At 52.9% G+C, this 13,057-nt stretch carries 8 protein-coding genes; all 8 read right to left on the reverse strand.

Going from position 1 to position 13,057, the window contains the following annotated elements; genetic code table 11:
* Positions 1–49 precede the first annotated feature (49 nt).
* The gene (locus BMX45_RS13540; RefSeq protein WP_090910113.1) at positions 50–2,455 is read right to left on the reverse strand and encodes an arabinan endo-1,5-alpha-L-arabinosidase AbnB; all 2,406 of its coding nucleotides are present in this window, start codon (positions 2,453–2,455) and stop codon (positions 50–52) included.
* 275 nt (positions 2,456–2,730) lie between these two features.
* Positions 2,731–3,954: a family 8 glycosyl hydrolase gene (locus BMX45_RS13545; protein ID WP_090910114.1), complete on the reverse strand. Its 1,224-nt coding sequence runs from the start codon at positions 3,952–3,954 to the stop codon at positions 2,731–2,733.
* Between the two features lie 357 nt (positions 3,955–4,311).
* Entirely contained in the window at positions 4,312–5,886 is a 1,575-nt protein-coding gene (locus BMX45_RS13550) for an FAD-dependent oxidoreductase (protein ID WP_090910115.1), read from the reverse strand.
* Positions 5,887–5,913: 27 nt separating this feature from the next.
* Positions 5,914–6,939 (reverse strand): zinc-dependent alcohol dehydrogenase, encoded by a 1,026-nt coding sequence (locus BMX45_RS13555; protein WP_090910116.1) that lies wholly within the window; start codon positions 6,937–6,939, stop codon positions 5,914–5,916.
* A 20-nt stretch (positions 6,940–6,959) separates the two neighbouring features.
* Positions 6,960–9,200: a helix-turn-helix domain-containing protein gene (locus BMX45_RS13560; RefSeq protein WP_090910117.1), complete on the reverse strand. Its 2,241-nt coding sequence runs from the start codon at positions 9,198–9,200 to the stop codon at positions 6,960–6,962.
* A 65-nt stretch (positions 9,201–9,265) separates the two neighbouring features.
* Positions 9,266–10,147 (reverse strand): carbohydrate ABC transporter permease, encoded by an 882-nt coding sequence (locus BMX45_RS13565; RefSeq protein WP_090910118.1) that lies wholly within the window; start codon positions 10,145–10,147, stop codon positions 9,266–9,268.
* Positions 10,141–11,106 carry an ABC transporter permease gene (locus BMX45_RS13570; RefSeq protein ID WP_090910119.1) on the reverse strand — a complete coding sequence of 322 codons (966 nt, stop codon included), beginning with the start codon at positions 11,104–11,106 and terminating at the stop codon, positions 10,141–10,143. Before BMX45_RS13570 ends, BMX45_RS13565 begins: the two co-directional genes overlap by 7 nt.
* A gap of 79 nt (positions 11,107–11,185) precedes the next feature.
* Positions 11,186–12,793: an ABC transporter substrate-binding protein gene (locus BMX45_RS13575; RefSeq protein ID WP_090910120.1), complete on the reverse strand. Its 1,608-nt coding sequence runs from the start codon at positions 12,791–12,793 to the stop codon at positions 11,186–11,188.
* Positions 12,794–13,057 lie beyond the last annotated feature (264 nt).

Genomic DNA, 13,057 nt, shown 5'->3' on the forward strand with positions numbered 1-13,057 from the left:
CCCCTGAATATGAGCGGCTGCCGCGATGGAGCCTCATGACGACGGCCGATTACTCGGCCAGTTTCTTGATTTCACTGTCGGTCAGCGCCTTGCTGTACATCCGCACCTCATCCAAGCTTCCGTTAAAGTAAGGATCGGCCGCGAATCGGCTTTTCCCTAAATAAGCTTCCGTTGTCAGCAGCCCGCTTGGGTTCAGCTTCATATGATCGCCGGAGGCAACCATTTGTCCGTTCACGTATAATTTGCCCGTATCCCCCTGAAGGGTCACGGCTACATGCGTCCACGCATTCACCGGAAGCGGGGCGCTGCCAAGGAGGCTCTGGTCTCCGCCGTTGCCGTGAACCGTAAACTGAAGGACGCCGGCGTGCTGGGATGGCGTCAGGAACATATGCCTGGCAAGCCCGCTGCCGGCATCCAGCACCCGCTGCCACGGTGCTCCTCCCTTCCAATATACCCAGGCCGCAAAGGTGAAGTCCTCTGTATCGGTGACCCGATTCGGCAGTTCAATATAGCCGTCCGAGCCGTTAAAGTCCATGCCGCCTCCATGCCGGCTCTTCTCATTCCACTGGACTCCGCCAAGGACCTTTCCATGAAATCCGTTTTCCGAGACGTCGAACGCCGTGCCTTCTTTATTCTCGCTGAACGGATAGCTCAGCAGCAGCGGCCCTGCCGACTGCTGCAGCACGGTTACGTCAAACGCTTTGGCAGCCTTTGCTTTACCGCTCGTAATCTGAGCGGTCAGCGTAACCCTCGCATCCCCCGCGCCGGCAGCAGGACGATTCAGCTTACCCTCCGCCGATATGACTTCGGGATGAGAGGAGGTCCAGCGAATCACGGCGCCTCCGGAAGCCTCGGACGGCAAAGCCAGATCGTAGAAAACTTGGCTCACATCCCCGAGGGACAGGTCCCTCTTCACGGCATCTACGAGTTCCCTTTCGCTGCGATCAAGCTGACGCGCGCCCCACACCGCGGTACCGTCCGCCGAAAGGGCCGTGAAGGTCATCGTCTGCCGTTTCGCTTCGGGGTCCCATTGCGGAGTCATTACGCCTTTATAACGCTTTCCATCCAGCGTAAGCGTCACATCCCGCTTTCCGCTGATCTTCCATGCGCCCTCGGCTGCACCTGTTACTTTCCCGTTCTTATGAAGCTCGATCGGCACCGATTCTTTGACGACGGACGAAATATCTTTCCCGTGTTGAATCAGCTTATAGTCTCCGGCCGCATCTTTCGGCGTGACTTTCTTAGCCTCCTTGGCCTCCTCGCCCGCATAACGGTATGGAGCCGATACCGGCCAGCCGTCCGGATTCATATACAACTCATGCACCCGAATCTCATGCTCTTCCCCGCGCTGCGGGAAGCGGCTGTGAAAGATAAGGAATGTTCTTCCACTTCGCTCATCGTAGTAGACGGAGTTATGGCCAGGCGACACGGCCCCGGTGCCGATCCCCGTTCCCGGATCGCCGACCAGGCGCTTGAACAAGTAGTTCCCCATCAGCTTCACGCCATACGGCTCAATCGAACGGTCGTCAAAAAGCGGAAGGGAAGGATCAGCCTTCACTTCTCTCATGTCATTGCCCTCCGCATCGTAAAAAGGACCATCCGGATTTTTGGATCGGACCACCCGCATATTGTAGCCGCCAACCGCATCCAACCCCCCGTACGACAGGTACAGGTAGTAATAGTCCGTGGCCGGGTGATAAACCATGTAAGGCCCTTCGATCCGGCTGTGATTGCCTCCCAGCAGCTTCTTCCCGTATCCTTGCCCAGGCAGCGATTTTCCGGTCTTGGGATCCATCTCCATAATGAAAATGCCGCCGGAATAGGAGCCGTATACCATCCACAGCTTGCCGTTCTTATCGAAGAACACATCCGGATCGACGACATTCGGGTGCTTGGTTGCATCATAGATGGTTCCATCCTCACTGATCTCGTCCCACATGCCGGATTTCAGAATGATGCCGGTGTCCTTATACGGGCCTTCGATCCGATCGGCAACGGCGATCCCCATGGCGGATCGCGGGGAATCCCCTTTGCAGGCGTTATAGTACATGTAGAATTTGCCGTCTGCCAGCTGAATCACGTCGGCCGCCCACAATGTGTCGCTTTGCGCCCATTCCAGCGTTTCTTTCAGCTCCTCCGTTACGTTCGGAATCAGCGGATTGCCGGTCGCAACCCCGGACGCGACCCTGTCCCAGCTCATCAAGTCCTTCGATTTGGCCGCAGCCAGATGGGAACCGAACACATAGTAGGTGTCCCCTGTTTTGATCACGGACGGATCATGCACGGAAGCCTCCCGGAAGACCGGTGCCTTCTCCCCCTTCTTTAGCGGAGCCGCCTCCGCGTACACGTCAGGAACGCCGGCCGCAGGTCCTTGGCCTGCCGTACTTAAGCCTCCTGCCATTAACATTGCGGCAATTCCTGCGGCAGCCGTCTTACGCAGCATGTTCTTGTTCATACGATTCTCCCTCGCCTCGATTTTTTGTAAACCCTTTCATAAATAAAAAAAACAAGATGTCCATTATGGCGATACCTCTGGCTGTTTAATTTATAATAATATAAAATATTTTACATTTTATAAGATATTAACACTGATCCTTATGAAATATCAATGCTAATCCTTATTATTTTTCTCCATAAATTAATTAATGGTAGGAAAGACCCAAAAAAACCTGATCCAATCTGGATCAGGTTTTTATTTTATATAAATATAAAATAAAAGGGCGTTATACCTTAATATGTCCACCAATTTCCCGACATGACCATCATCGAGAACAGCTTGATGCTCTCCTCATAATATCCCTCTGCAGATGCGTTTGCTGTATAATTCCATACCGAATTCAGCCAGCTCTGGTGACTGGACGAAGTCATCGCGCTTACGCCGAACGGTGCATAGAACGCTCCGCTGTTATAAGTCACCAGTGCGGTCCCGTTCAGATTATACCCTGCCTTGATATTGGCAGGATTGCTGTTTGCAGCCGACTTAATGAACGTGTTCATTTTATTCAATTGATTCAGCGCGCGCGTATCGCCGGTCATCAGATAGTCGGTCGTAATCCGCCATGGAGTCCGGGCCGAGTTGTAATAATATTTTCCGTCGTTCGCCCCCTCCAGGAATCCCGCTGCCGCTGGCTGATAATTGCCGCCCGACATGACAACGAAATCCGGAAGCAAACCGGTATTGGAGCTGTAACCGTTATAGATGGAGTTGATGATCGTATAGGTTTTGTTGATGACGTTATCCCAACGGGCATCGCCGGTAGCCGCACGGAACGCCTTCATATGGTTCAGCATGAAATCCGATGGCCGCGTGGCGGTATTGTAATTGCCGCTGGTAGCCCAATCGCCCAAACGCAGCGTCCATTGCGACTGATTGACGTCATTGCTCATGATGGCATTGATGATATCCTTCGCGACCTGCAGGTAATTGACCGATCCGCTGCTTCCCCACTGCTTGTCCGCAAGCAGGAGTGCGTAAGCAATATCCATATCGCCGTCCGTTGCCGAGTTGGCCCCCTCTATATTCTGGAAGCTGCTGTTCTGTTTCCACGCCATCAGATACGGATTGTTATCACTCGGATGCGCCTTGTAATAGCGATATAACCCATCGAAATACGACTGCGCATTACTGTCGTATCCCGCCATCAGAACGGTGAAAATCATTCCGTAACCGTGAGCCTCGGATACCGTCTCGCCCACGGAATTGTATTTGACGTAATATTGCCCGGTTCCAGCCGGCTTCAGAAAAGACCCTTTCCAGCTGTTCCATTTGCTCTTGACCGCATTGTCCATCGCGGCCTGCGTTACGTTGTTCGGCTTAATCGAACCGCTCGCATAGGACGTATGCTGGGGGAAGGGCTTGTTGGCCGCCAGGGACAACCCGGCCGGCAAGATCAGCAGAACAGCGCAGACCAACGCCGCCGACTTACGGATAATCGAATTTCGGAATACTTTCATCAACGTTTCGCTCCTTTGGTTTTCGAATTGGAAAGCCATGACCGCTACAGCCTGGTAAACCGGTTTCGGTATAAACCACCACCCTTCCATGATCGATGGAAACGAGGAGACTGCCCGTATGTATAAGTACCACGAAGTTAGCTGATGTCCGATATGCGACTGCCTTCATATACAATGAGGTAGGATCCATATCTACTACAAGTATAATAGAATTGTATATTATTGTAAATTAATAGTTTGCCGGTCATGATTCGTCTACCAGCATGAATAGCCGTCTTTCCGCAAGCAGTATCCCACTGCCCGGAAAGACGGCTATCGTTATTTCGGTAGGCATTCCCCTTATTTCCGGGCAAGACGTCAAACGGCATGAATGGACGGCCATGACCGTTCGATCCCCTGTTCCGTCAATCGCCGCTGAAAAGCCTCCAAGTGGTCAGGGGTATTCCGTACTTCCCGCGGCTTCAGTCCATGCTCTATGCAATAAGCGGCTAAATGACCGGCTGCCTCGCCGATGTTCCATTCCACAGGATGCAGTCGATAACACCCATTCGTGATATGCGTCGTGCCAATATTCTTGCAGGCTGCCAGCACATTGGCTACCCGTACCGGAATCAGGCTCCCCATCGGAATTTGGAAGGGCAGGCTCGAAATATCGATATACGTCCGCAATCCCGTGCTTGGATGCAGATCGATCCGGTAGCAGCCGATGCCAACGGAATCGTGGAACATCTCCGCCCGCCCGTCCGCACGGCATTCGGCGGCAATATGCTGCTCCTTCACGGTAAATTCGGCGCGGATCCGGCGGGATTCACGGATATAAGGGGCTTTTGCCAAGCCATCCTTCGTCCCCATCACGTCCGGCCGAAGCCGGAGTCCGGGATATCCCTTTCCGCCATCGGGCCGCGGGGCTTCCGTCTGCATCCAATAGAGCAGGGACAAACTCAGCTGCCTGGATTCCTCCAGATGCCGTTCCCGCTCTTCCGGGCCGACATCGATAATGGAGCCGAGCCAATAATCGTTCTGCGGCCAGTTCACGACCGTAACGCTGCTGTCAAACAACCCGTATTCGAAATGCTCCGGATTCAGGATCTGCCGGTATTTCCACAGGGAAAACGATCGGCCATCCGGAAATAAGCTGTAGGTGACCGGCTCCAGCGTATGCGGTACGAGCCCCGTCCAGCTCAGCATGGCATCGGGCCAGAAATCCGCCCGGTAGTTCTTCCAGAAATCGTACCGATCCGGCTTCGGGATGGTATGATCCTCGCCCTCCCGGTAATCCATCGCGAAACACCAAGTGAAAGCCTGCATGTCCGCCCGGTCCGCCGGACCGGATAAAGCATGCGGCTCACCGGTTTCTTCCGCCGACTCGGAACCCGTCACGTATTCGATGCCGGCCAGCGGAAGCAAATCCCCCTCCTCGGTAGCATCGAGGAAAAATGCGCCGGTCAGCTTGACGATGTCGCCGGATCTGCTGTCCCGCAGCCGGACGGAAGTAACCTGATCCCCGCCGGACTCCGCTTCCATTAGCGCATGCTCCGTAAGGATCGTTAACCTTCCGCTGTGCACGTAAGGTGCCAGCATCCCCTGCAGCACGGCCAGCGCCGCTCTCGGCTCATGGGCGATGCCGCTGACCAGTGCGCTGCCTGGATTCAGGTAACGCTCATGCCGCGATTCGGCCCGGAGCGGAAATAAATTCCTGTAATAATCACGGACCCGATTCCGGAATTCACGGTAGCTGGCCGTGCAGCCAAACCGCTCGATCCAGGGATGCTCGTCGGGCGGTACGCCCTGACTTGTAATCTGGCCGCCGATCCAATCGCTCTCTTCGGTCACAATCACGCGTTTCCCCGCCTTTGCCGCCGCAAGCGCAGCGGCACAGCCGCCAAGTCCTCCGCCCAGAATGATGATATCCGCCTCTATATGATTCTCCATACGCACGCACCTCGATATCGCTGTATTCTAGTCGGCCTTGGCACCATCCGTCTCATGATCGTATTTAAATATCGTTCCGAGCGTCGTTGACCCGGGGCCGTACCGCTCATAAGCCTTGGCGGCCTCATCTACGGGAACCACATGCGAGATCATCGGTTTGATCGAGATTCTCCCCTCGGCCAACAAACGAATATATTCCGCAATGTTGCGGCCTTCCGTCCAGCGCACAAAGCCGATCGGATAATCCGTATTGTTGAGTTCATAACTTGCGTCGTACCGGCCCGGACCGCCAGCCCGCGATATGAGCACCTGCGCTTCCTTGCCAAACATCCGCTCCCTCGCGTAGGTCATGGACAAATCGCCGACAATGACGATTTTGCCCTTATCCCGAATCCACGTCATCGACGCGTTGATGAGTTCTTCGCCGGGACCGCTCGCGCACAGGATAACGCTGTCGGCTCCATGTCCGCCCGTCATCCGCCCAACCCGCTCCTCAAGCTGCTCCCGGTTATCATAAGCATAGGCAATATGCTGTTTCATCCCCTGCACCCGCTCCGGGTTCAGGTCAAATCCCGCAACAGGGCAAGCCGCCGCATGCGCGATCTGGGCAATGATCTGCCCCAGGATGCCAAGCCCGACCACCACGGCCGATTCGCCGAAGCGCAGATCCGCAACCCGCAGGGCATGGATCGCAATCGCTCCCAGCCCCGCAAAAGCGGCCTCCTGCGGATCCACCCCGTCCGGGACGATCGCCGTCAGGTTCGAAGGCACCGTAAGCCACTGGGCATGGCGTACGTAAGGTGCTCCATAGCAGGCCACGCGTTGACCGACGGCAAGCCCCTTCACGCCTTCACCCAAGTCTTCGACGATCCCCACCGCGCTGTAACCCATAATGACTTTTTGATCCGCAGCCTTTCGTATAAAGATCATTTCCGTACCCGGACTGACCGCCGAGTATTCGGTGCGAATCCGCACATGACCCGCCGGCAATTCCGCCGGCCTCTCGATATGATCAACGATCACGTTTCCATGAATCGTGGCAACAGCCTTCATATGGACCCTCCTGCTCCACCTTATTTTCCTGATGCTTTTCGATATTCGCTCGGCGAGACGCCGCTGTATTTCTTAAAGGTCGTCGTAAATGTGGAAGAGTTCGAATACCCCGTTTTCTCTCCGATTTCGGCAATGCTGAGATCCGTGTTCCGCAGATATTCACGCGCATGCGATAATCGGACTTTGTTCAAATACTCCACGTAATTGACGCCGAATGTTTTCTTGAAATAATTGGAGAAATATTTCGAGCTGGTGTCCAGCACTTCGGCCATATGATCCAAATAGAGGTTCTCCATGTAATGCAGTTCGATGTATTGGGAGATGAATGCGGGATTCAGCTTGCTTCGCGGGTCGTGGTTCCGCGTATTGGCCACCACGCGCATCACTTCCATCAGCGCCTTCTGAATCTCTTCATAGGTGAAGGCTTGATCGACCTTGCGGATGAAATCACTCTCCAGCCGGAACAGCTCATTGCGGTCAACGGACGGCGAATCCGCCTGCTTCATGACAAGGAAGAACATGCTCTTCGCAATATGCACCATCTGATGGTGATGGATGCGAAGATCCGCATTCTGCTGGAAAATATCGCTCACGATCTGCAGTCCCTCATCCACCTTGCCGCTTAGCATGCAATTGCTCAGCTTCTCGATCTTCTGAAGCGGATAATAAATATCCGGGACGTAACGAATTTGCTCGGCATCGACCATGTCCGTGTCCGCATTCACATTCCGGTACAACCGTCCATCCTTAATATTCCGATATGCTTCGGAGCAATTGCTGATTTTGGATTCGTACGTGCGGCTAACGCAGCCCCACACCGAGAACGTATCATGATAATCCTCGTTGCACCGCCTAATATACTCCTCGAATTTCCTTACCAGCTGCTTGCGCTCCGACGGCTGATCCAGACCGATTAACGCGAGGAATTTCAGCTCTTCGACATGATACACCACTACATGTCCATAACGCTCCTCCAGGCCGCCCCGGATCTGAGACGTCACATCTTCCAGGACAAAATCCGACTTGGCCGCCCCCTTGCCGGCAGGCTGCAAATACACGGCCGCCATCATGAAATGCCGGCACTGGAAGAAATGCGTGTAGTGCTTCTGCATCTGCATTTCCTGCTCGCGCGAATGGTGATGGCCGTCCAGCGTTTGCAGGAACACGCTTCGGCGGATATCCTCATCCACCAGATCCATCTGCTTCTTAAGGGATTCGTTCTCCCGCTGTACCTTGACGATGCCGCTCTGGATTTTCACGAAATCATTCCCACGAAGAGAACTGCCTCCGAGCAGCTGCACGATGTTCTTCACCGGCCGGTACAGATAAATGCTGAGCAGCACCGACAGCATGACGTTTAACACAATCGCGCCGTACATAATCCACGTATTGGCATTGGTGACGGAATCGATATTTTGAAACTTGTACGGCATTTTATTGATATATATAAATCCGTTATAGTCCGATTTGTAGAAATTGTACTCAAAATCGTCGTGCGTGAGGGAGGCTTCCTGAGACGGGTTAAAGTACACGTCGTTCAGAATGCCCACCAGATCCAGATCCTTCTCGGTGCTCAAGATGACGTTCCGGTTCGCATCCAGCACGATGAGCGAGGCCCCGGGAATCATGGAATTCAAATCGACCCCCTTAAGCAGCCGGTTCACGTTAATCAGGATCATCAGGTTTTTGTTCGACATTCTGACCTTGTTGCCGTCTACGGCAATCATCAGGTTCCGGCCGTACCCGCTGCTCTGATCCGCATAAACCTCCGCTGGAAAAACCGTAAGCTCGTGCTCCGATCGGGTAAACGTCTTCCAGAACATCGAGTTGAACTTCTGGGATTTATACCGCCTGTCAAACAATGCGTCCAGATTGCTGGTTCCGCGTGTCGTAATGGCCAAATCGTGATTGTCGAACGAAATGACCACATCTTCCACGATATCCACGTTGGATACGATGCTGGTGACGCTGTCCTGCAGAGAGATGACTTTCTCCATGTCAAGTTTGCCGTTATCCAACTGCATCCGGTCCGAAGGAAGCGCATGAATGTTAAAAATCAAATTGTTAATGGAGGAGAAACTGGTATCAAACGACTGAATAATATTTCTGATCACCATCCGGTTGTTCTCGCTCACCTTGTCGTAAATTCCGGTAATGGAATTCTTGTACACGATGTAATTGAATATGAACATGATGCCGATGACCAGTTGCAGAGCGAAGAAAATCTGGAGCAAGCCTCTGTTGGCGATCAATCGATTCATACGGATTCACCTCTCTTGGATGTCATCCCTTCATATTCAACATGATAGCCCCCGGCACCTTCCCATCACCCCTTTTCGGAACCGAGCATGACCCCTTTGGCAAAATACTTCTGGGCAAACGGATAAATCAGCAGCACCGGAATCATCGACAACACGATCGTTGCGTTCTTCATGGCCTGCGGAGCAAGCGCCGACGCATCCACCAGGCTCGGATTACTTCCGTTCTCGCTGAAAATCAGCATATCCCGAAGCACGACCTGAAGCGGATACATATTCGCGTCGTTCAGGTAAATCAGCGGGATAAAGAAGCTGTTCCAATGGCCCATGAAATAAAACAATCCGATCGATGCCAGTGCCGGTTTGGACAGCGGAAGCACAATCTGGAACAGGATGCGGTACTCGGAAGCGCCGTCGACGACGGCTGCCTCGCGCAGGGATTCCGACATGTTCTCGTAGAAGCTTTTGAGGATCAACAGCTCAAAGGTCCAGATCGCATTCGGAAGCACGAGTGCCCATACGCTGTCCAGCAGACCAAGCTCGGATACGATCAGGTAGTTCGGAATGATCCCCGGATTCAGGAACATGGTCATGATGATCGCCAGCAAGAAAAACTTGCGTCCGAAGAAATTTTGGCGAGCGAGCGGATAAGCCGCTACCGCTGTTAGCAGCAGGTTAATGGCCGTACCGAGCGCGGTATAAAAAATCGTGTTCAGATAGGCGCGCGGCACCCGATCGTCGTTCAGCACCTGGGCATAAGCGTCTACATTAAAACCCTTGGGAAACAAGGTGATATTCCCTTGCACCACTTCGGAGGTCGCGCTGAGGGAAACGGCGGTGATATAGACGACGGGATACACGGTAATAATGGCAAGGCATGTCAGAATCAGCGTGTTGATAATGCCGAATAACGAGATGTTTCGAAGGCTGAATCGTTTGTTGTTTACCATAGTCCGCTACCTCCCAGTCGCTTGCTGAAGTAGTTGGAGGACAGCAGCAATATCATGGCGACGACGGCTTCGAACAAGCCCACGGCCGCTCCATAGCTATAGTTGCTCTCCAGAAGGCCTTTCCGGTAGACATAAGTCGAGAATACGTCCGCCACCTCGTAAGTCATCGGATTGTAAAGCAGCAATACCTTTTCGTATCCGATCCGAAGCATCGACCCGGTCTTCAAGACAAACATGATAATAATCGTTGGAAGAATGGCGGGAATCGTGATTTTAAAAATCATGTGGCGCCTTTTGGCACCGTCCACCTTGGCTGCTTCGTAAAGCGACGGGCTGATCCCTGCAATCGCAGCCATATAGATGATGGCCTCATAACCGACGGTTGCCCAGATATCCGATGAAACATAGATGGTTCTAAACCAGCTCGGCTCAATGAGAAAATACGTCTTCTCGAAACCCAACGCCGCGATCAGCTGGTTAATGATCCCCTGATTGGGCGACAGGAAGTCGATAATCATGCTGCTTATAATGACCACGGACAGGAACGAAGGCAGATAGCTGAGCGTTTGAACCGACTTTTTGAACCATTTCACTCTGACCTCGTTAAGGAGAATCGCCAGAATGATGGGAAAAGGAAAGCCGAATATCAAGTTGTATACGCCGAGAAGGAGCGTATTCTTGAACAACAGCCAGAAATCCGGACTGCTGAAAAATTTCTCGAAATGCTTGAGCCCTACCCATTCGCTCTCCATGATGCCGGTAAATACGCTGTAGTCCTTGAAGGCAATGATCAAGCCGTACAGGGGCCCGTATCGGAAAATCACGTAAAACAACAGGCATGGGATAAACAGAATCAACAGCTGTCTGTCCCGCTTCATATGCTGAAAGGCCGAAACCATTCTTCTCCCAAACCCGCCGCGGGGCTTGGCGAGATTTGTCTCTGTCCCTGCACTTGACATGGTGTTCCCTCCTTAAGATGATGAGCAGCACCCGAGCATAGTACCCGGATGCCGCCATCATTCCTATTTCTTCTGCGGATTATTTCGTGGCTTCATCCAATCTCTTCTGGGCTGCGTTGAAAATATCGACGATCTGCTTGGCTCCCTGCTTCTCAGCCTGCGCCTGCCATTGCTGCCACTGCGCATCGCCGTAGTTTTTGTTGAGAATGTATTTCGCGTTAAATTCATCCGCCAATTTCTTCAGGGAGGTTTGGATTTCCGCAATCTTTGCGGTTTCGTCATCCGTAAAGTTCACGACCGGATCCAGCGGCTCGAATTTATTGCCGTTCAGGAGCTTATCCTGAGCCTCCTGCTCCTTCTCCGTATAGTTGAAGTACACGCTGCGTTTGTCGGAATTGACATACAATCCTTGCAGCCACAGGCCATAGCGGTCCTCCAGCACGCTGATATCCACCAGCGGCACGTCGGTCAGCTCCGGATAGACGGCTTTATCGCCTTCCATCTTGAACGTCTCGCCTTCCACGCCCATCGTCACCAGCGTGGCGCCGGACGGGCTCGTCAGGTAATCGAGCAGCTTCAGGGAAGCTTCCTTGTTGTCGTTGTTGGCTACCGCGATGCTGAAGCCGTTCGTGATGCTCTCGATCGTCTTGCCGTTGCCGGTCGGTCCGACCGGATTGCCGTATCGCAGGTCATAGTTCGGATTTTGGTCCTTGACCTGGTTGTAGAACAGGTCCAAACGTCCGATCCAGTCATAGGTGACAAAGGATTTATTGCCTGACGTCATTTTCGCTGTCCAGGAATCGTCGGTGTCCGTCATGAATTCCGGATCGAGGAGTCCCTCGTTGTACAGCTTCTTCATGAAATCGAGCATTTCTTTGTGCTCAGGCTGTATGGTCGCGTACTTCCATACCTTGGCCGTCTCGTCGTAATACGTCGGATAGTTGGCTCCGCCGATTCCCCAGCCGAAGGCCCAATCGCGGAAAATGTTTTCTTTCGTTTTCGAGGCGTAAGGATAGGAATCCGGATAGGCTTCCTTCAACTTTTTGAGTGCCTGATAGAATTCGTCGGTATTCGTCCATTCCTTGATGCCCAGCTCATCGAAGATGTCTTTGCGGTACAGGAAGCCGTGGTTCACGTCCCGGTTGATGTTTGCAACCGGCCAGGTATAGATGTTGCCGGATTCGTCTCCGTAGGACGGAATGACCCAAGGATTCTCGTCCACATACATTCTTTTGAAGTTCGGCAGCATGTCGACATATTCGTTAATGGCAACGACCGCTTTCTGCTTGCCGATCTTCTTCAGCTCCGGAGGCGTCAATCCGTGGATGATGTCCGGGAGCTTGCCGGATGCAACGGTTACCTTGAGCTTGTCTTGAAACGTAGCCGAAGAATAGGGTTGGAAATTCACTTTGATACCGGTACGCTTCTCGATCTCCTTGGCAAGCAAGGAATCGTTCAGGTTGGTCTTCTCGCTGACGACCATCCAATTGATCGTTGTCGGTTTATCGACCAGCGGAAGCGCGAGACCGCCAGTATCCCCATATTGATCCGGATCTGCCGGTGCCGATGGAGGTGCTGTTTCTCCGTCTGTTTCGGGAGCTGCCTCTTTATTTCCTCCGCTGCATGCGGCCAAGATTGAAATGATTAATGTGAACACGAGTGCCATACGAAACCATTTTTTTGTCATTTGCGTTCCTCCTCTAAATCGATCATTTGAATGCGGCTGACTGAATCTGTGCGATCGCTACTCTACCCCCGTCATTTCTTCTCATCTGTTTGTCCGCTTACTCATCCGGTCTACGTTTACAAATCAAGATGCTTCCTATCATGCCTCCTTGTTGACGAAGATCCCGGCCTGTCGCAGGAATATTCTAAAATGATCGGGCATCCGCTGCCGAAGGTCCGGCACGGAATTTTCTACCCATCCACATCATAAAAACGCTTCCACGTT

The organism is Paenibacillus sp. cl141a (assembly GCF_900109305.1).
GTDB classification, from domain to species: domain Bacteria; phylum Bacillota; class Bacilli; order Paenibacillales; family Paenibacillaceae; genus Paenibacillus_AQ; species Paenibacillus_AQ lautus_A.

Coding starts and splice junctions, on each gene's coding strand:
- BMX45_RS13540 (WP_090910113.1), bottom strand. CDS start 2,455: ATGAACAAGAACATGCTGCGTAAGACGGCTGCCGCAGGAATTGCCGCA.
- BMX45_RS13545 (WP_090910114.1), bottom strand. CDS start 3,954: ATGAAAGTATTCCGAAATTCGATTATCCGTAAGTCGGCGGCGTTGGTC.
- BMX45_RS13550 (WP_090910115.1), bottom strand. CDS start 5,886: ATGGAGAATCATATAGAGGCGGATATCATCATTCTGGGCGGAGGACTT.
- BMX45_RS13555 (WP_090910116.1), bottom strand. CDS start 6,939: ATGAAGGCTGTTGCCACGATTCATGGAAACGTGATCGTTGATCATATC.
- BMX45_RS13560 (WP_090910117.1), bottom strand. CDS start 9,200: ATGAATCGATTGATCGCCAACAGAGGCTTGCTCCAGATTTTCTTCGCT.
- BMX45_RS13565 (WP_090910118.1), bottom strand. CDS start 10,147: ATGGTAAACAACAAACGATTCAGCCTTCGAAACATCTCGTTATTCGGC.
- BMX45_RS13570 (WP_090910119.1), bottom strand. CDS start 11,106: ATGTCAAGTGCAGGGACAGAGACAAATCTCGCCAAGCCCCGCGGCGGG.
- BMX45_RS13575 (WP_090910120.1), bottom strand. CDS start 12,793: ATGACAAAAAAATGGTTTCGTATGGCACTCGTGTTCACATTAATCATT.